General features: G+C 70.4%; 17 protein-coding genes, 1 tRNA gene and 2 riboswitches. Of the genes, 14 read left to right on the top strand and 4 right to left on the bottom strand.

Annotation, left to right across the window (positions count from 1 at the left end; translation table 11 throughout):
- Positions 1-11: 11 nt before the first annotated feature.
- Together secD and yajC are read right to left on the bottom strand one after the other, a co-directional pair.
- The gene (gene secD / locus QE363_RS16590) at positions 12-1,616 is read right to left on the bottom strand and encodes a protein translocase subunit SecD (protein ID WP_307100462.1); all 1,605 of its coding nucleotides are present in this window, start codon (positions 1,614-1,616) and stop codon (positions 12-14) included.
- A 4-nt stretch (positions 1,617-1,620) separates the two neighbouring features.
- On the bottom strand, positions 1,621-1,971 hold the full coding sequence (gene yajC / locus QE363_RS16585; protein ID WP_307100460.1) for a preprotein translocase subunit YajC: 351 nt from the start codon (positions 1,969-1,971) through the stop codon (positions 1,621-1,623).
- A 192-nt stretch (positions 1,972-2,163) separates the two neighbouring features.
- On the opposite strand from yajC, the gene QE363_RS16580 reads away from it, so the two are divergent.
- Positions 2,164-2,240 (top strand) — tRNA-Pro (locus QE363_RS16580).
- Between the two features lie 201 nt (positions 2,241-2,441).
- Here the strand turns inward: QE363_RS16580 and QE363_RS16575 are convergent.
- A complete protein-coding gene (locus QE363_RS16575; protein ID WP_309697033.1) occupies positions 2,442-3,008 on the bottom strand; it encodes a septal ring lytic transglycosylase RlpA family protein in 567 nt (188 codons plus the stop codon).
- Between the two features lie 109 nt (positions 3,009-3,117).
- A riboswitch (cobalamin riboswitch) is annotated at positions 3,118-3,320 on the top strand.
- 164 nt (positions 3,321-3,484) lie between these two features.
- Between QE363_RS16575 and QE363_RS16570 the strand changes: the two genes are divergently transcribed.
- The 7 genes from QE363_RS16570 to cobJ all read left to right on the top strand — a co-directional run bounded on the left by QE363_RS16570 (position 3,485) and on the right by cobJ (position 12,670).
- On the top strand, positions 3,485-4,555 hold the full coding sequence (locus QE363_RS16570) for a HoxN/HupN/NixA family nickel/cobalt transporter (protein ID WP_309697031.1): 1,071 nt from the start codon (positions 3,485-3,487) through the stop codon (positions 4,553-4,555).
- A 22-nt stretch (positions 4,556-4,577) separates the two neighbouring features.
- Positions 4,578-4,779, top strand: a riboswitch (cobalamin riboswitch).
- A 180-nt stretch (positions 4,780-4,959) separates the two neighbouring features.
- Complete coding sequence (gene cobW, locus QE363_RS16565; RefSeq protein WP_309697029.1) at positions 4,960-5,997, top strand: cobalamin biosynthesis protein CobW; 1,038 nt, start codon at positions 4,960-4,962, stop codon at positions 5,995-5,997.
- 5 nt (positions 5,998-6,002) lie between these two features.
- On the top strand, positions 6,003-9,449 hold the full coding sequence (cobN, locus tag QE363_RS16560; RefSeq protein WP_309697027.1) for a cobaltochelatase subunit CobN: 3,447 nt from the start codon (positions 6,003-6,005) through the stop codon (positions 9,447-9,449).
- Complete coding sequence (locus tag QE363_RS16555) at positions 9,446-10,570, top strand: cobalamin biosynthesis protein CobG (protein WP_309697025.1); 1,125 nt, start codon at positions 9,446-9,448, stop codon at positions 10,568-10,570. Before cobN ends, QE363_RS16555 begins: the two co-directional genes overlap by 4 nt.
- A complete protein-coding gene (locus tag QE363_RS16550) occupies positions 10,570-11,199 on the top strand; it encodes a precorrin-8X methylmutase (RefSeq protein WP_261269916.1) in 630 nt (209 codons plus the stop codon). Before QE363_RS16555 ends, QE363_RS16550 begins: the two co-directional genes overlap by 1 nt.
- Positions 11,196-11,924, top strand: coding sequence for a precorrin-2 C(20)-methyltransferase (cobI, locus tag QE363_RS16545; RefSeq protein WP_309697023.1), 729 nt, complete (start codon positions 11,196-11,198; stop codon positions 11,922-11,924). Before QE363_RS16550 ends, cobI begins: the two co-directional genes overlap by 4 nt.
- Positions 11,921-12,670 (top strand): precorrin-3B C(17)-methyltransferase, encoded by a 750-nt coding sequence (gene cobJ, locus QE363_RS16540; protein ID WP_309697021.1) that lies wholly within the window; start codon positions 11,921-11,923, stop codon positions 12,668-12,670. The genes cobI and cobJ overlap by 4 nt, the downstream gene beginning before the upstream one ends.
- On the opposite strand, the gene QE363_RS16535 is transcribed toward cobJ, so the two are convergent.
- Positions 12,646-13,392 (bottom strand): cobalt-precorrin-6A reductase, encoded by a 747-nt coding sequence (locus QE363_RS16535; protein WP_309697019.1) that lies wholly within the window; start codon positions 13,390-13,392, stop codon positions 12,646-12,648. The two genes, cobJ and QE363_RS16535, sit on opposite strands and share 25 nt — an antisense overlap.
- Between QE363_RS16535 and cbiE the strand changes: the two genes are divergently transcribed.
- From cbiE to cobF, 6 genes are read left to right on the top strand one after another with little or no spacing between them, the layout of a single operon-like run.
- Positions 13,391-14,590: a precorrin-6y C5,15-methyltransferase (decarboxylating) subunit CbiE gene (gene cbiE, locus QE363_RS16530; protein WP_309697017.1), complete on the top strand. Its 1,200-nt coding sequence runs from the start codon at positions 13,391-13,393 to the stop codon at positions 14,588-14,590. The genes QE363_RS16535 and cbiE overlap by 2 nt on opposite strands.
- A complete protein-coding gene (locus QE363_RS16525) occupies positions 14,584-14,940 on the top strand; it encodes a cobalamin biosynthesis protein (protein WP_309697015.1) in 357 nt (118 codons plus the stop codon). The genes cbiE and QE363_RS16525 overlap by 7 nt, the downstream gene beginning before the upstream one ends.
- Positions 14,937-15,701 (top strand): precorrin-4 C(11)-methyltransferase, encoded by a 765-nt coding sequence (gene cobM, locus QE363_RS16520; RefSeq protein ID WP_309697013.1) that lies wholly within the window; start codon positions 14,937-14,939, stop codon positions 15,699-15,701. Before QE363_RS16525 ends, cobM begins: the two co-directional genes overlap by 4 nt.
- The gene (locus tag QE363_RS16515; protein WP_309697011.1) at positions 15,698-17,005 is read left to right on the top strand and encodes a cobyrinate a,c-diamide synthase; all 1,308 of its coding nucleotides are present in this window, start codon (positions 15,698-15,700) and stop codon (positions 17,003-17,005) included. The genes cobM and QE363_RS16515 overlap by 4 nt, the downstream gene beginning before the upstream one ends.
- On the top strand, positions 17,002-17,724 hold the full coding sequence (cobA, locus tag QE363_RS16510; RefSeq protein WP_309697009.1) for a uroporphyrinogen-III C-methyltransferase: 723 nt from the start codon (positions 17,002-17,004) through the stop codon (positions 17,722-17,724). Before QE363_RS16515 ends, cobA begins: the two co-directional genes overlap by 4 nt.
- Complete coding sequence (gene cobF, locus QE363_RS16505; protein ID WP_309697007.1) at positions 17,721-18,485, top strand: precorrin-6A synthase (deacetylating); 765 nt, start codon at positions 17,721-17,723, stop codon at positions 18,483-18,485. Before cobA ends, cobF begins: the two co-directional genes overlap by 4 nt.
- Positions 18,486-18,611 lie beyond the last annotated feature (126 nt).

Here is an 18,611-nt window from a genome sequence, read left to right as displayed (position 1 = left end):
GTTCTCCTGCCTCAAATATTGATGGTCTTGGGCTTTTCGCGGCGCAACCACAGCGCCACGAGCATCCGCGTGAAGGTAACGGCGGTGAACACGCTGGTCACGATGCCGATCAGCAGCACGACCGCGAAGCCCTTGACCGGGCCCGAGCCCAGCACGAGCATGATGACGCCCGAAATGGCGTGGGTCACGTTCGCCTCGAAGATGGTGCGGCTGGCTTCCTTATAGCCCAGCTCGACCGACTGGATGACGCTTCGCCCGCGCCTGCGTTCCTCGCGGATACGCTCGTTGATCAGCACGTTGGCGTCGACCGCGGTGCCGATGGTCAGGATGAAGCCCGCGATACCCGGCAGGGTCAGCGTCGCGTTCAGCATTGCCATGACCGCCAGGATGACCAGTACGTTGATGACGACCGCGATGTTCGCATAGATGCCGAACCGACCATAGGTGACGGTCATGAAGACGATGACGGCGACCGCCGCGATCGCCGAGGCCAGGATACCGGCGCGGATCGAATCGGCGCCCAGGTCGGGGCCGACGGTGCGTTCCTCGACGACCTTCAGGTCGATCGGCAGCTTGCCCGAACGCAGCGAGATCGCGAGCTGGTTGGCGGTGTCGACGGTGAAGTTGCCCATGATCTGGGCACGACCGCCCAGGATCGGTTCGTTGATATTGGGAGCCGACAGCACCTGGCCATCGAGGATGATAGCGAACGGCTTGCCGGTATTTTCCTGCGTGATCCGCGCGAACTTGCGACCGCCCTGCGCGTCGAAGGTGATCGCCACCTGCGGCGCATTGGTCTGCTGGTCGAAGGTCTGCTGCGCGTCGATCAGCTGGTCGCCCGAGATGATGACCGGCCGCTTGACCGCGATCACCGGCGCGCCCAGCGGGTTGCCGGGATAGGGCAGGACCTGGCTGCCGGCGGGGGCGTTGCCCTTGACCACCTCGGCCGGGTTGGCGGTCGTGTCGACCAGCTTGAACTCCAGCTTGGCGGTCTTGCCGATCAGGTCCTTCAGCTGTTGCGGATCCTGAAGACCCGGCACCTGCACCACGATGCGGTTGCTGCCCTGCTGAAGGATCGTCGGCTCCTTGGTGCCCAGCGCGTCGATGCGGCGACGCACGACCTCGGTCGCGGTCTTCATCGCGGTGTCGACCGCCTGGGTCAGGCCCGCCTGGGTCGGCTTCAGCACGAAGCGCGAGGTGTCGACGACCTGGATGTCCCATTCGCGCTGGCCGGTCATGCCCGCCCCGCCGCCGGTGATCGACAGCAGCCGCTCACGCGCCGCATCGACCTGGGTCGGATCGCGCAGCATGAAGCTGAGCTGTCCGCCGCGGACCGAGATGTCGCCGATCTCGATGCGCGGATTGCCTCGCCGCATCTCCGCCGCCACTTGGTCGCGCATCGTCTCCAGCCGCGAATTGGCGAGGTCGGCGGTGTCCGCCTCCAGCAGCAGATAGCTGCCGCCCGCCAGATCGAGGCCCTTGTTCACACGCGGGTGCGGAATCGAACCCCAGGTGTTGGTGACGCTCTCGGGCAGAAAGCTCGGGATCGCCAGCAGGCACAGGGCCGCCAGCAGCGCGACGATGGAAGCGACCTTCCAGCGGGGGAAATCGAGCATCGGGTCAGTCGTTCGCGGGCTTGGCGTTCGGATTGACCACGTCGGTCAACGTCGCTTTGACCACCCGGACGCGGACGTTCGGCGCGATCTCGACCTCGACCAGCTGGTCCTCGACGCGGGTCACCTTGCCGACGATGCCGCCCGCCGTGGTGACCTGATCGCCCTTCTTGACCCCCTCGATCGAGGCTTGCAGCGTCTTCATGCGGCGCTGTTGCGGGCGGATCATCAGGAAATAGAAGACCACGAAGACGAGGAGCAGCGGCGCCAGGCTGAGGAACGAGGCGGCGCCGCTCGATGCGGTGGCCCCGGTGGCGGCAGCCATCGCGGCGACTGGGGCGGTGAAGGGAATGAACATTCGGACCCGTCTATGCTGAATGGGCACGGGCACCCGCCGACCGCGAACGATCGACCAGCCCCCATGTCGGATAGCCTGCCCGCTACCATCGCAGGCGAACAGGCGCAATGGAGCGCCGGATGTGGGGTGCGCACTATCTTCACATCAAGGCTTGCATCCTTCGGAAAACCCGCCTAGAGGCCGCCGCTCGGTCGGGGCGTAGCGCAGCCTGGTAGCGCATCACACTGGGGGTGTGGGGGTCGCAGGTTCGAATCCTGTCGCCCCGACCAATCTTCTACTGACATCAGTGGACGACGATGAAGCGGGCGAAAGCCCGCTTTTTTCGTTTCTGGACCCCTTAATTCCTCCCCATCGCAGATGGGGAGGGGGACCGCCGCGAAGCGGTGGTGGTGGGGCAAGTCCCTCCGGCCCCTCCACCCCTCGCTGACGCGAGCGGTTCCCCTCCCCAAGCGAGCTTGGGGAGAAATGCGTTACCGCACCGTCATGCCCGCCGCCGCGATCTGCGACAGCAGATTCGCCCGCACTGCATCCGATACCGGCGGCAATGGCCGCGCCGCCTTGCCGTGGCGCAGGCGTTCGCGGTCCCTCTCGTCCGGCTCCACCCGCCGCACCCGTACCGCCGCCTTGCCGACCGCGCGCAGGCCGAGCTGTTCGGCGGCGCCGCGCGACAGGTCGATGATCCGCGACGATCCCGCGAACGGCCCGCGATCATTGACCCGCACGATGATCCGCCGTCCCGTATCCAGCGCCGTCACCTCGACATAGCTGGGCAGCGGCAGGGTGGTATGCGCCGCCGTCGCCCAGCCGGGGCGGAAACGCTCGCCATTCGCGGTGCGCTTGCCCGATTCGCTGCCATACCAGCTGGCATAGCCCAGCATGTCATAGGTCGCGTCCTCGGCAGGCACATAGGTGACGCCGCGCACCGTATAGGGCTTGCCGATCCGCACCGGATAATCGCTGACCGGCCGGTAATTCCCGCCCGAACACGCCGCGACCAGGCACGCCGCCGCCGGCGCCCAGCGGCGCCATCTTCTCACATCCACCATGTGATCCGGATTAAGCCGGGCGTCCGGCCCGATAAAGCGGTTTGCGCCTCCACCCGCCGCAGACTATCCCCGTGCCGACCGGCAACGGCTTTCAGCCCGACCGCCGGTCAATCGCGCCGGTGCCCCTCGGGGCTTGAAACGGGAATGGGGTGAAGATCCCCAGCTGTCCCTGCAACTGTAAGCGGTGAGCGAGCGACGCCGGTCCCTGCGACAGGGGACAGCCACTGGAGCCATCCGGGAAGGCCGTGTCGCGTGCGCTTCGACCCGCAAGCCAGGAGACCTGCCGGTGCGAGTCGCTCTTGCCGCGATCCAGGGGATGGTCACCGGCTGGATATATTGTATCATGCGAGCGACGCCCATCGGCCGAGACGAATCGGCCATCCCGCCCGGCGTGCGTCCGTGGGGTGGGATGGCGACCGCGACAGCGGAGTTCGGCCCTTGTCGCAATGACGCCGGGGGTATCACCCATGTCCTACCATCATGCCGGAGCGCCGCGCGCCCGGTTGCCGCTGAAGAAGCGGGTCGCGCTGCTGATGGGCGCGCTGGTCTTCGTCAATATCGCCGTCTGGGGCTGGGCGCTGAGCGTCTTCGCGGGCAACAGCCTGATGCTCGGCACCGCGTTGCTCGCCTATAGCCTGGGGCTGCGCCATGCGGTCGATGCCGACCACATCGCCGCCATCGACAATGTCACCCGCAAGCTGATGCAGGACGGCCAGCGCCCGATCGCGGTCGGGCTGTGGTTCGCGATCGGCCATTCCGCCATCGTCCTGATCGCGGCGACCACGGTCGCGCTGGCCGCCAGCACCCTGTCCGACTTCGAGGCGTTCGGGCAGAGCGGCGGGACCATCGCCACCATCGTCTCGGCGAGTTTCCTGTTCGCCATCGCGATCATGAACCTGATCATCCTGCGCGATGTCTGGACCCGGTTCCGCCGGGTCGCGCGCGGCGAGCCGATGGCGGAGGCGGATGCCGCGATGATGTTTTCGGGGCAGGGGCCGTTGTCGCGCCTCTTCCGTCCGCTGTTCCGGCTGATCCGGCGGAGCTGGCACATGGCGCCGCTCGGCTTCCTGTTCGGGCTGGGTTTCGACACTGCGACCGAGGTCGCCATTCTCGGCCTGTCGGGCGCGCATGCGGCGGACGGCGTGTCGCTGGCGACGATCCTGGTCTTTCCCGTGCTGTTCGCGGTGGGCATGGCGCTGATCGATACCGCCGACGGGCTGGTGATGCTGGGCGCGTATGAATGGGCGTTCGTCCATCCGCTTCGCAAGCTCTATTACAACATGACGATCACCCTGGTCTCGGCGCTGGTCGCGCTGGTGATCGGCGGCATCCAGGCGACCGCGCTGCTCGCCGAGCGGTTCGGCTGGACGGCGGGGCCGTTCCGCTATGCGGGGGCGCTGTCGGAGCATTTCAACGTGCTGGGCTTCGCCATCGTCGGGCTGTTCGTGATCTGCTGGGGCGCGAGTTTCCTCCTCTATCGCTGGCGCGGGTTCGCCGCGATGGAGGCGCGAATTGCCAAGCCCGGCGCGGCGGGATAAATGCCGCACATCGGGGCCGAAACGCCCCGAAGATCGCGCCGGTGCCCCTTGGGGCTTTGAAACGGGAATGGGGTGCAAATCCCCGGCTGTCCCTGCAACTGTAAGCGGCGAGCGAGCGATGCTGGTGCCCCATCGGAGGCACGGCCACTGGAGCGATCCGGGAAGGCGCATCCCCTCGCTTTGACCCGCGAGCCAGGAGACCTGCCGGCGTCATGGTCGCTCTTGCCTGGACCCAGGGGGTGGTCGGGGCACGGTTCTCCGTCGGGGAGCGACGAAGCCATGCGGCCGGGGCCGCATCGGTCGCCGACACGCGGGGCGGACGCATTCGACTGCGCCCGTCCGTCACCGCTCCGGCGATCGGTCCCGTGTCCGCGCTCGCTCGTCCGGCGCGTCGGAGAAATAGCATGCGTGACCTCAGCAAGGTCCCCGTCACCATCGTCACCGGCTTTCTGGGCGCCGGAAAAACCACGCTCATCAGCCACCTGATCCGCAACGCCGGCGGTCGCCGCCTGGCGGTCGTCGTCAACGAATTCGGCACGCTGGGCGTCGATGGCGACATCCTCCAAAGCTGCGCCATCCCCGACTGCCCGGCGGAGAATATCGTCGAGCTGGCCAATGGCTGTATCTGCTGCACCGTCGCCGACGATTTCATCCCGACGGTCGAAAAGCTGCTCGCGATGGAGCCGCGCCCCGATCACATCCTGATCGAGACCTCAGGGCTCGCGCTGCCCAAGCCGCTGCTCAAGGCGTTCGACTGGCCCGCGATCCGCTCGCGCATCACTGTCGACGGCGTGGTGGCACTGGCCGATGCGGAGGCCGTCGCGGCGGGCCGCTTCGCCCCCGATCTCGACGCGGTGGAGGCGCAGCGTGCCGCCGATCCCAGCCTGGACCATGAAACGCCGTTGTCCGAGGTGTTCGAGGATCAGCTGGCGTGCGCCGACCTCGTCCTCTTGACCAAGGCCGATCTGGCGGGGGCGGAGGACGTCGCCAGGGCGCGCGAGATCATCGCCGCCGAGGCCCCGCGCCCGCTGCCCATGGTCGAGGCGGTCGACGGCATCGTCTCTGCCGAGATCGTGCTGGGCCTGGAAGCCGCCGCCGAGGACGACATCGCCGCGCGCCCCTCGCACCATGACGGCGCGGACGATCACGAGCATGACGATTTCGACAGCCTCTCGGTGATGCTGGGCGAGGTGGAGAGCCCCGAGGCGATTGCCGCGCGCATCGTCACGCTCGCCGAGCAGCAGGATATCCTGCGCGTAAAGGGTTATGCGGCGGTCGCGGGCAAGCCGATGCGGCTGCTGGTCCAGGCGGTCGGCCGCCGGGTGCGCACCAGCTACGACCGCCCCTGGGGTGCGGGCGAGCCACGCGGCACCCGGCTGGTCGTCATCGCCGAGCATGACCGGATCGACCGTGCCGCGATCGAGGGCGTGCTGAAGGGCTAAGCGCAGTGCATCTCGTCTTTCGCGAGAGCCATGGGCTGGAGGAACAGGCGGTTCCGCAGGATCTGGGGCAGCGTCCCGGTGACGTGGTGGTGCTGTCCTTTTCCGACAGCGACCTCAGTGCCTTTGCGGCGGGCTGGCGGGCAGGGGGATTCCCCTGGTCGCTGCGGCTCGCCAATCTGGCGGCGCTGGTCCATCCGCTGTCGGTCGACACCTATGTCGAACAGACGCTGGCGCATGCGAAGGCGATCCTGATCCGGTTGATCGGCGGGGCGGCCTATTGGGAATATGGCCTGCGCGAAGTCGAGCGGTTGGCGCGCGAGCGCGGGATTGCGCTGGCGGTGCTGGCAGCGGACGGGCGGGAGGACCGGCGTTTGATGGCGGCGTCCACCGTCGATCAGGCGGTGGTGCGGCGGCTGACGGCGCTGTGCGATGCGGGGGGAGCGGAGGCGGCGGCTGCCGCTCTGGAGGCGCTTGCGGCAGTTGTATCGCCCGTGGCCCTTGCCCCTCCCCAACCCCTCCCCCTGCCGGGAGAGGGGCTAGATGGACCGGCGTTGGCCACAAACACGCCCCTCCCGCAGGCGGGAGGGGGTGGGGGAGGGCCCTATCCACAGGCTAAGTTGCCCGCGGCCTTGCCCCTCCCCAACCCAGTTTCAGGTGAACGATGCCTCGCATCGTTCAGGTCATGCTGGGGGCATGACCGACCTGAAACTCCCTGCCCGGAGAGAGGCTTTATAGTGGCTCCGGTCGGGGGCTGGATGCCAGAAGGCTTGTCCTGCCCAGCCGCAACTTTGCTCAGGGCAACACGCCCCCGCGTCCTGATCACCTTCTACCGTGCCTATCTCGCCGCCGCCGACCTCGAGCCGATCGCCGCCCTCCACGCCGCCCTGACCGAACGCGGCTTCGACCCCGTCGCGCTGTTCGTCCCCTCGCTGAAGGCCGAGGGCGCAGGCCCGTGGATCGCGCGCTGGGTTGCGGCGCTCGCCCCGGCCGCGATCGTCAACGCCACCGCCTTCTCCGCGCGAGGCGAGGACGACACCACCCCGCTCGACGGGGCGGGCGTGCCGGTGTTCCAGGTCGCGCTCGCGACCAGCGACCGTGAGGGCTGGGAGGGCGCGGCGCGGGGCCTGTCACCCGCCGACCTCGCCATGCACGTTGTCCTGCCCGAGATCGACGGACGGCTGTTCGCAGGGGTCATCAGCTTCAAGCAACCCGGCGAGCGTGACCCTGATTTCGACATCGCCCTGCGCCTCCACCGCGCCGAGCCCGCGCGGATCGCCGCCGTGGCGGACAAGGTTGCGGGCTGGGCGAGGCTGGCGACGACCCCGGCGGCCGAGCGGCGGCTGGCGATCCTGCTGTCCACCTATCCGGGCAAGGACTGGCAGGCGGCGCATGCGGTGGGGCTGGACGGTTTCGCCTCGGCGCAAGCGATCCTCGGCGATCTGCGCGAGGCCGGTTATGATGTGGAAGCCCCGTCGGATTTGCCCGCCGCGTTGCTCGCCAACCGAATCGCATGGCCGGTGGCGGCGTATCACGACGCACTTTCCACATTACCCGAAGCGTTGCGCGCCGATCTGTTCGAAAGCTGGGGCGCGGTCGAACAGGATCCGCTGGTCGAGGGCGACGCCTTCCACTTCCCCGCGCTGGCGCTGGGCAAGGCGATCGTCGCGCTCCAGCCCGAACGCGGCCGACCGAGCGCGCGGGGCGAGGATTATCACGACCTGTCGCGCTGTCCCCGCCACGCCTATGTCGCCTTCTACCTCTGGCTCCGCGCGCAAGCGATCGACGCGCTGGTCCATGTCGGCGCGCATGGCACGCTGGAGTGGTTGCCCGGCAAGGCGGTTGCGCTGTCCGACGCCTGCTGGCCCGAGGCGCTGACGCGCGACTGGCCCGTCCTCTATCCCTTCATCGTCAACGATCCGGGCGAGGCGGCGCAGGCCAAGCGGCGGCTGGGTGCCGTCACCCTCGGCCATGTCCCCCCGGCGCTGGTCCAGGCGGGGAGCGGCGCGGGGCTGGGGCGGCTGGAGGCGCTGCTCGACGAATATGCCAATGCCGATGGCCTCGACCCGGCGCGCCGCGACCGGCTGCGCGGCCTGATCGCGGAGGAGGCGGACAGCGTCGGGCTGGGCGAGACGCTGGGGCTGGCGGGGGCGGAGGATCCGCTCGCCCGGATCGACGCCTTTGTCTGCGACGTGAAGGACAGCCAGTTCGGCGAAGGGCTCCATGTCTTCGGGCGCGGCGAACAGGGCGCGGCCGAGCGGGCCGGGCTGCTGGCGGGGCTGGACGGACGACGGGTGGCGGCGGGGCCATCGGGTTCGCCCTACCGGGGCCGCGCCGATGTGTTGCCGACGGGCCGCAACCTCTACGCCATCGATCCCCGCGCGGTGCCGAGCCGCGCCGCGCAGACGCAAGGGGTCAAGCTCGCCGAGGAACTGATCCGGCGCCACATGCAGGAAGAGGGCGATCACCTGCGCAGCCTGATCGTCGATCTCTGGGGATCGGCGACGATGCGTACCGCGGGCGAGGAATTCGCCATGGCGCTCCACCTGATCGGGGTCGAGCCGGTCTGGGACCACCGTTCCGAACGGGTGACGGGGTTCGAGGTGATGCCGCTGATGCGCTTTGACCGGCCGCGCGTCGATGTGACGCTGCGCGTGTCGGGGCTGTTCCGCGACGCCTTCCCGCATCTGGTCGCCTTGTTCGGACAGGCGGTGCGGGCTCTCGGCCAGCGCGACGAAGAGCCCGAATGGAACCCCTATGTCGGGCAGGCGACACCGCGCGTCTATGGCCCCGCGCCCGGCCGATACGGCATCGGGCTGGACCCCGAGGCGGGCTATGACGAGGCCGCGCGGATCGCAGCGGGGGAAAGCTGGCTCGCGGCCTCGGCCACCGCGCTCGACGATGGCGACCGGCGCGATGCGGACGGGATCGCCGCGCGGGTGGCGGGGGCACAGGCCTTTGTCCATGTCCATGACCTCCCCGAGAGCGATCTGCTGCTGGCGGCGGATTATGCCGCGCATCAGGCGGGCTTCGCGGCGGCGCGGGTGGCCTTGGGAGAGGGGGCGGCGTCGCTCTATCATCTCGACACGCGCGATCCGGCCAGCCCCAGGGCGCGGACGCTGGCCGAGGAGATCGCCCGCACCGTCCATGCCCGCGCCGCCCATCCGCGCTGGATGGCGGGGATGATGGCGCATGGCTTTCGCGGCGCGGCGGAGATCGCCGCGACGCTCGACCATCTGGGCAGCTTTGCGCATCTGGCCGACATGGTCCCGGCGTCACTGATCGATCTGTACTGGGACGCGACGCTCGCCCGCGACGAGGTGCGCGACTTCATGGCGCAGGCCAATCCGGCGGCGCTGGCGGCGATGGAGGCGCGGTTCGCGGCGCTTCATGCGGCGGGGCTGTGGCGGACGCGGCGCAACTCGGTGCTGGCGATGCTGGACGGCGCGGCATGAGCGAGTTCGTGGTCAAGGGCTGGTGCCCCGATGCGTGGCGGCCGATGATGGCGGGTGACGGCCTGCTGGTCCGGGTCCGGCCGCCGCTGGCCCGGCTGGAGGCGCATCAGGTCGAGGGGCTGTGCGAGGCCGCAAACGCCCATGGCAATGGCCAGATCGACCTGACGGCGCGCGCGAACCTGCAACTGCGCGGCGCGACCGAGCGGAGCTGGCCCCCGATGGTCGAGGCGCTCCGCGCGCTGGGGCTGGTCGATCCCGATCCGGTGCGCGAGGCGCGGGGCGCGATCCTGATCAATCCCGACTGGCGCGAGGGCGACGATTCGCATGGCATCGCGACCGAGTTGCGCGCGCGGCTGACCGACTTGCCCGATCTGCCGAGCAAGATCGGCTTTGCGATCGATGCGGGGCCAACCCCGATGCTGATGGAAGCGCCCGCCGATTTCCGGATCGAGCGGGGGGCGGATGGGGACTTGCTGCTGCGCGCCGATGGCCGGGCGGCGGGCATGCGCATTACGCGCCGGACCGCCGCCGATGCGCTGATCCGGTTGGCGCACTGGTTCGTCGAGAGCGAAGGCGCCGCCGCCGGGCGGATGGCGCGCCACGCGGCCGATCTGCCCGACTGGGCGAGCGGCGATGCGGTGCCGGGCGAGGGCGGCCCGCCGATGCGGCCCGGCGCCCATCCGGTCGGTGCGGTCTATGGATTGCCGTTCGGCCGGATCGGGGCATCGGCGCTGGCGACCTTTGTCCGCAGCCAGGGCTGTGCCGTTCGGCTGACCCCGTGGCGGCTGCTGATCGCGGAGGGCGTCGCTCCCCGGCCGGCCACCGGCATGGTGCTGGACGATGCGCCGATCCTGCATGTCGACGCCTGTGTCGGCGCGCCCGCCTGTCCGCAGGCGAGCGTCGAGACCCGCGATCTGGCCGCCCGCCTCGCGCCGTCGATCGAGGGGCGTCTGCACGTCTCGGGTTGCGCGAAGGGCTGCGCGCGGGCACGGGCGGCGGACTGGGTGCTGACCGGGCGCGAGGGGGCTTTCGATCTGGCCCGCCATGCCCGCGCCGGGGCGGCACCGCTTCACACCGGATTGTCGCCCGAGCGGGCGGTCGCGCTTCTCGGAGCCTGTTGATGCCCTATAGTTACGAAACCGATGGCGCGGCGATCTATCGCCAGTCCTTCGCCATCATCCGCGCCGAGGCGGAGCTCGCCCGCTTCGATGCGGAGGAGGAGCCGGTCGCGGTCCGCATGATCCATGCCGCCGGGCTAGTCGAACTCGCCCCGTCGATCCACTTCTCGCGCGGCTTCGCGACGGCGGGGCGGCAGGCGCTGGCGGCGGGCGCGGCGATCCTGTGCGATGCGCATATGGTCAGCGAGGGCGTCACGCGCGCGCGGCTGCCCGCCGACAATCCGGTGATCTGCACCTTGCGCGATCCGTCGGTGCCCGCACTGGCCAAGGATATGGGCACGACCCGCTCCGCCGCCGCGCTGGAGCTGTGGCGGCCGCATCTGGCGGGCGCGCTGGTCGCGATCGGCAACGCGCCGACCGCGCTCTTCCACCTGCTGACCATGCTGGAAGACCCCGACTGTCCGCGCCCGGCGGCGATCATCGGCTGTCCGGTCGGCTTTGTCGGCGCGATGGAGTCGAAGGACGCGCTGTGGGAGGCGATGCCCGTCCCCTGCGCCATCGTGAAGGGCCGCCCGGGCGGCAGTGCGATCACCGTCGCGGCGATCAACGCGCTGGCGAGCCGCGCCGAATGACGACGGGCACGATCCACGGTGTCGGCCTCGGCCCCGGCGCGGCGGACCTGATGAGCGTCCGCGCCGACCGGCTGGTGCGCGGCGCGCGGCACGTCGCCTATTTCCGCAAGGCCGGGCGGCGCGGCCATGCGCGCACCATCGTCGAGGGCATGTTGCGGGACGACGTGGTCGAATATCCGATGGACTATCCGGTCACGACCGAGATCGTCTTCACCGACCCGCGTTACAATGAATGCCTGTCCGCCTTCTACGCGACCTGCACCGCGCATATCCTGTCGCTGGTGCAGCGCGGCGAGGATGTGGTGGTGCTGTGCGAGGGCGATCCGTTCTTCTACGGATCGTTCATGCACCTGCACAGCAGGTTGCTTCCCCATGCCCCCGTCGTGGTGGTGCCGGGCATCACCGGCATGTCGGGCGCCTGGACCGCCAGCGGCGCGCCGATCACCTGGGGCGACGATGTGCTGACCGTCGCGATGGCGACCCTTCCCGAGCCGGAACTGACCCGCCGCATTGCCGAAACCGATGCGCTGGTCGTGATGAAGATCGGCCGCCATCTGCCCAAGCTGCGCCGTGCCATCGCGGCGGCGGGGCGGTCGGACCAGGCGTGGCTGATCGAACATGCCGCCCAGGCGGGCGAGCGCGTGCGGCGGCTGGCGGAGGTGGAGGACGCACCCGCCCCCTATTTCTCGATCGCGCTGATCCATGGGCAGGGGCGGCGGCCATGAGCGGCTGGCTGATCGTCGCGGGGCTGGGGCCGGGGGCGGACGCCATGGTCACGCCCGAGGTGTCGGCGGCGCTGGCGGAGGCGACCGATGTGGTCGGCTATATCCCCTATGTCGCGCGCGTGCCCGAACGCCCCGGCCTGACCCGCCATGCCAGCGACAATCGGGTCGAGCGTGACCGCGCGCTCCATGCGCTGGAAATGGCGGAGGCGGGCGCGCGGGTGGTCGTGGTGTCCTCGGGCGATCCGGGCGTCTTCGCCATGGCGGCGGCAATCTTCGAGCGGGTGGAGGAAGATCCGGCGCGGTGGCACGACCTAGACATCCGCGTCCTGCCCGGCATCACCGCGATGCTGGCGGCCAGCGCGCGCGCGGGCGCGCCGCTGGGGCATGATTTCTGCGCGATCAACCTGTCCGACAACCTCAAGCCGCAGGCGCTGATCGAGCGGCGGCTGCGGCTGGCGGCGGAGGCGGATTTTGCCATCGCGCTCTACAATCCCCGGTCCAAGGCGCGGCCCGATGCACTGGACGCAGCCTTTGCGCTGCTCCGCGAGACGTGCGGCGACGACCGCCCGGTGCTGTTCGCGCGCGCCGTCTCGACCCCGGAGGAGCATCTGCGCATCGTGCCCTTGCCCCAGGCGCGGGGCGAGATGGCGGACATGCGCACCGTCGTCATCATCGGTTCCAGCCGCACGCGGATGATCCCGCACTCGGGTCGCCCGATCCTCTACACCCCGCGGACGACGCCGTGATCGAGCCAGTCGAGCACCGCCGCGACGCTCTCCACCTGAGGCCGGTCGGGGATGAAGGGACGGTCGATCATCACGACCGGCAGCCCGAGTTCGCGCGCCGCATCCAGCTTGGCCCGCGCGCCCGCGCCGCCCGCATTCTTGGCGACGATGACCTCAATCCGGTGTTCGCGCAGCAGGGCCAGTTCCCCCGCCAGCGTGAAGGGACCGCGATCCACGACCAGATGATGGCGCGGCAGGGCGGGGACCTCGGCGGCATCGACGAAGCGCAGCAGGTAGAAATGCTGCGCAGCATCGGCGAAGTCCCCGATGGTCTGGCGACCGAGCGCCAGGAAGATTCGTGCCGCCTCGCTGCCCAGCGCAGCGACGGCCTCCGCCGTATCGGCGACGCGAATCCAGCGGTCGCCAGCGCACGCGTCCCAGGCGGGTCGGGTCATTGCGAGCAGCTTCACGCCCGCCAGCTCGGCCGCCGCGATCGCATTGGCGCTGATGCGTGCCGCGAAGGGATGGGTGGCGTCGACCAGATGCGTTACGCCCTCGCGGGTCATATGATCGGCCAGCCCCTCGATGCCGCCAAAGCCACCGACCCGCGTCGGGATCGCCTGCGCGCGCGGCGCTTCGGTACGGCCCGCATAGCTCAGCACCGCGCACTCGCCACGCTCTGCCAGCGCGGTGGCCAGCGCGCTCGCCTCGGTCGTGCCGCCGAGCAGAAGGATATGGCGCATGGCTGACTCCGGGCCCTGGCTGACGATCGTCGGGATCGGCGAGGATGGCTGGGACGGCCTGACCGCCCCCGCGCGCGCCGCGATCGAATCGGCCGATAGCGTGATGGGCGCGGCCCGTCACCTGTCGCTGCTGCCCGAGTGCGGCGGGGCGCGGCGCATCGTCTGGCCGGTGCCGTTCGCGGACGGGGTGCCGATGCTCCTCGACCGGCGGGGGGAACGGGTGGTGATGCTCGCCTCGGGCGATCCCTTCTGGTTCGGCGCGGGGTCGGTCGTGACCCGCCATCTGGAGCCGGGCGAGTGGATCGCCCATCCCGCCCCCTCGACCCTGTCACTGGCGGCCGCGCGGCTGGGCTGGCCGGTCGAGACGATCCGGAGCGTCGGGCTGCACGCCCGCCCCATCGAGACGCTGCGCCCGCATCTGGCACCGGGGCGGCGGGTGCTGGCGCTGATGCGCGACGGGGCGGCGGTGCCGGGGCTCGCGGCCTGGCTGGTCGATCAGGGTTTCGGCGACAGCGTGTTGACCGTGCTGGAGGCGCTGGGCGGTCCGCGCGAGCGGGTGCGGCGGACGACGGCGGCGGCGCTCGACGGGACCGACATCGCGCACCCGGTCGCGGTGGCGATCGAGCCTGCGGGAGACGGCCGCGCCCTACCTTGCGCGAGCGGGCTGGACGATGACTGGTTCGCGCATGACGGACAGATCACCAAGCGCCCCGTCCGTGCGCTTGCACTGTCGGCGCTGGCTCCGCGTGCCGGTGAGCTATTATGGGATATCGGCGCCGGTTCGGGGTCGGTCGCGATCGAATGGCTGCTGAGCGACCCGACGACCCGCGCCATCGGTTTCGAGCGCGATCCCGACCGCTTGGCCCGCGCCCGCGACAATGCCCTGCGGCTGGGCGTCGAGCGGCTCGAACTGGTCGAGGGGGATGCGCTCGACCGGCTCGCCGACCGGCCGTATCCCGATGCGGTCTTCGTCGGCGGCGGCCTGTCGCGGCCGCTGGTCGAGGCCCTGCGCGGCCTGCCCCGGTGCCGCCTGGTCGCGCATGCGGTGACGCTGGAGACGGAGGCTTTGCTGGCCGAGTGCCATGCTCGTTTCGGGGGCGAACTGTTGCGGATCGAACTGGCCCAGGCCCGGCCGCTGGGGACGAAGCGCGGCTGGAAGGCCAGCTATCCCATCGTCCAGTGGCGGGTCGCATGGTGATCGCCGGGTTCGGATGCCGGGCGGGGGCGACCCCCGACTCCTTCCGCAGCGCGCTGGCGGCGGCGGGGATACGTCCCGATGCGCTGGCCGTGCCCGCCGACCGCGCAGCCGTCATCGCCGATTTTGCCGAAGGGCAGGGCCTGTCCGTCCGTCCGATCGACGCGGCCCTGCTGGACGGCCTGGATACGCCGACCCGCTCGACCGTCAGCCTCGCCCGTCGCGGCGTCGGTAGCGTCGCCGAAGCTGCGGCGCTCGCCGCCGCCGGGCCGGGCGCGCGGATCGTCGTGCCCCGCCTGATTTCCTCCGACCGCATGGCGACCTGCGCCATCGCCCAAGGACCCGATCAATGACCGTTCACTTCATCGGCGCCGGACCCGGCGCCCCCGATCTGCTGACCCTGCGCGGGCGCGACCTGATCGCGGCCTGCCCGGTCTGTCTCTATGCCGGGTCGCTGGTGCCCGAAGCGGTGCTGGACCATTGTCCACCGGACGCGCGGATCGTGAACACCGCCCCGATGACGCTGGACGAGATCATGACCGAGATTTCCGACGCGCATCGCAAAGGCCAGGACGTCGCCCGGCTCCATTCGGGCGACCTGTCGGTCTGGTCGGCGATGGGCGAGCAGGTGCGGAGGTTGCGCGAACTGGGCATCCCGGTGTCGGTCACGCCCGGCGTGCCGTCCTTCGCGGCGGCGGCGGCGGCGCTGGAGAGCGAGCTGACCCTGCCCGGCATCGCCCAGTCGGTGATCCTGACCCGCACCCCCGGTCGCGCCAGCGCCATGCCCGAGGGGGAGACGCTGACCGCCTTCGCCGCGACCGGCGCGACGCTGGCCATCCATCTGTCGATCCACAATCTGGCGCGGGTCGTCGCCGACCTGACCCCGCATTACGGCGCGGACTGCCCCGTCGCGATCGTCTGGCGCGCCAGCTGGCCCGAGCAGCGGATCGTCCGCGCGACTATGTCCACCATCGAGGCGGCGGCCGCCGACGGCCCCGAGCGGACCGCGTTGATCCTGGTCGGCCGCGTGCTCGACCAGAGCGACTTCGCCGAAAGCCGCTTGTATGCGGAAGGCTATGACCGCCGCTATCGCCCTGGGAACACGATCGAATGACGCCAGGATTGATGATCGCCGCGCCCGCTTCGGGCACCGGCAAGACGACGGTGATGCTGGGCCTGCTTCGCGCATTTCGCGATGCGGGGGTGGCGGTGCAGCCGTTCAAGAGCGGCCCCGACTATATCGACCCCGCCTTCCACCGCGCGGCGTGCGGGCGGGCGTCGTTCAACCTCGACGGCTGGGCGATGCCTGCGCCGCTGCTCGATACGCTGGGGCAGCGCGGGGCGGATGCCGAACTGGTGCTGGCGGAGGGCTCGATGGGGCTGTTCGACGGTGTCGCCAGACCCGGCGCGACCGGCATGGGCAGCAGCGCGGAGACGGCGCGGCGGATGGGCTGGCCGGTGGTGCTGGTCATCGACGTGTCGGGCCAGGCGCAGTCGGCGGCGGCGACCGCGCTGGGCTTTGCGCGCTATGACCCCGACCTGCGGGTGGCGGGCGTGATCCTGAACCGCGTGGCGAGCCCGCGTCACGAACGGCTGGCGAAGCTGGGGTTCGAGGAGATTGGCCTGCCGGTCTTCGGCGCGCTTCCCCGGCGCGGCGATCTGGTGCTGCCGGAGCGGCATCTGGGGCTGGTGCAGGCGGTGGAGCATCCCGAACTCGACCGGCTGATCGGCGACTATGCGGCGTTCCTGGCGGCGCATGTCGACTTGGAAGCGATCCGCGCGGCGGCCTATGCCAAGACCGCGCCCGTCACCGACGTGATCCTACCGCCCCCCCCGGCGCAGCGGATCGCGCTGGCGCAGGATGCGGCCTTTTCCTTCGTCTATCCGCATATGCTGGAGGGCTGGCGGGCGGCGGGTGCTGAAATCCTGCCCTTCTCGCCGCTCGCCGATGAAGCCCCCGATGCGTCGGCCGATCTGGTCTGGCTGCCCGGCGGTTACCCTGAGCTTCATGCCGGGCGGCTGGCGGCGGCGGATACGTTCCGCGCCGGACTGGCCGACCATGCCCGGACCAGGCCGGTCCATGGCGAGTGCGGCGGCTATATGGCGCTGGGCGAGGCGCTGATCGATGCCGAGGGCGTCAGCCACCGGATGGCGGGGCTGCTCGGCCTCGTGACCAGCTATGCCAAGCGCAAGATGCATCTGGGTTATCGCCGTGCGACCCTGCTGGGCGAGGTGGCGGGGATGCCCGAGGGCGCGGTATTGGGCGGGCATGAATTCCATTATTCGACCGTCCTCGAACAGCCCGACGCGCCGCTTGCGCATGTCGTCGATGCGCAGGGCGAGGCGGTGCCCGAAACCGGATCGCGGCGGGGCGCGGTGACCGGCACCTTCTTCCATCTGGTGGCGCGCTGGTGGTGAGCGGCTTCGTCTATCTGGTCGGCGCGGGGCCGGGCGATCCCGAATTGCTGACGCTCAAGGCGGTGCGCTGCCTGGGGCAGGCCGATATCGTGCTGTTCGACGACCTGGCCGCCGGACCCATGCTGACCCATGCGCGCGCCGATGCGGAATTGATCGCGGTGGGCAAGCGGGCGGGCCGCGCCTCGCCCAAACAGGCGGAGATCGACCGGCTGCTGGTCGATCACGCCCTGGCGGGCAAGCGGGTGGTGCGGCTGAAATCGGGCGATCCCGGCATTTTCGGGCGGCTGGAGGAAGAGATGGTCGCGCTGAAGGCGGCCGGTATCGGCTTCGAGATCGTCCCCGGCGTCAGCGCGGCGAGCGCGGCGGCGGCCGCTGCCGCCATTCCGCTGACCCGGCGGGCCGAGGCGCGGCGGGTGCAGTTCGTGACCGGCCATGACGTGACCGGCGCGCTGCCCGCCGACCGCAACATGGCGGCGCTGGCCGATGCGAGCGCGACGACGGTTGTGTTCATGCCCAAGCGGACCTTCCCCGCGCTGGCCGAGGCGCTGATCGCGCATGGCCTGCCGCCCGAAACGCCCGCGCTGATGGCCGAGCATGTCGGCTGTCCCGACCAGCGGCTGACCCGCTCGACCGTGGCCGGACTGGCCGCGCGGCTGGCGGAGGGCGTGTCGGACAAGGCGGCGCTGATCCTCTATGGCCCGTTGATGGAGGATCTGTGATCCATCTCGACCTGATCGGCATCGGCACGGGCAATCCCGAGCACCTGACCCGCGCCGCGGAGGCCGCGATGCGCGCCGCCGACCTGATCCTGCTGCCGCGTAAAGGCGACAAGGTCGAGCTGATCGATCTGCGCCGCGACATCTGCGCGCAGGTGCTGGTGGGGGCGGAGGTGCGGGTGGTCGAGTTCGACCTGCCGGTGCGCGCCGCAGAGGGCGTCTATCTCGATACGGTCGAGCATTGGCATGACGCGATCGCCGAATGCTGGGCGGCGGAGATTGCCGCACATCTGCCGGATGGCGGGCGGGTGGCGCTGCTCGTCTGGGGCGACCCCTCGCTCTATGACAGCACGATCCGCATCGCCCGGCGGCTGGCGGCGGTGGAGCGGGTGACGGTGGTGCCGGGGATCACCAGCATCCAGGCGCTGTGCGCGGCGCATGCCATCCCGTTCAACGCGGTCGGCGCACCGGTGATGGTGACGACTGGGCGACGCTTGCGCGAAACGGGCTGGCCGCAAGGGGCGGACAGCGTAGCGGTGATGCTCGACGGCGGATGCGCCTTCACGACGCTGGATCAGCCGGATGCGGCAATCTGGTGGGGGGCGTATCTGGGCATGGCGCAGCAGGCGATCGAGACCGGGCGGCTGGCGGATGTGGCCGAGCGGATCGTGGCGCGCCGGGCGGCGCTGCGGCGTGCGCATGGCTGGATCATGGATGTGTATCTGCTGCGGCGGGGCGGGGATCTGGCGGGGGAGGGGTTGTGACGATGTCCCTCAACTCGCCGCTAGCCGCTCCCCTCCCGCAGGCGGGAGGGGATGGGGGAGGGCTGCGCCCCAAATTGTGTCGCGCGTGGCCGAGCCCCCACCCCAAACCCCCCCCCCCTTCCGGGA

The sequence above is a fragment of the Sphingomonas sp. SORGH_AS_0870 genome, assembly GCF_031453175.1.
Taxonomy (GTDB): Bacteria; Pseudomonadota; Alphaproteobacteria; order Sphingomonadales; family Sphingomonadaceae; genus Sphingomonas.
This window is presented reverse-complemented; position numbering and strand designations above follow the sequence as displayed.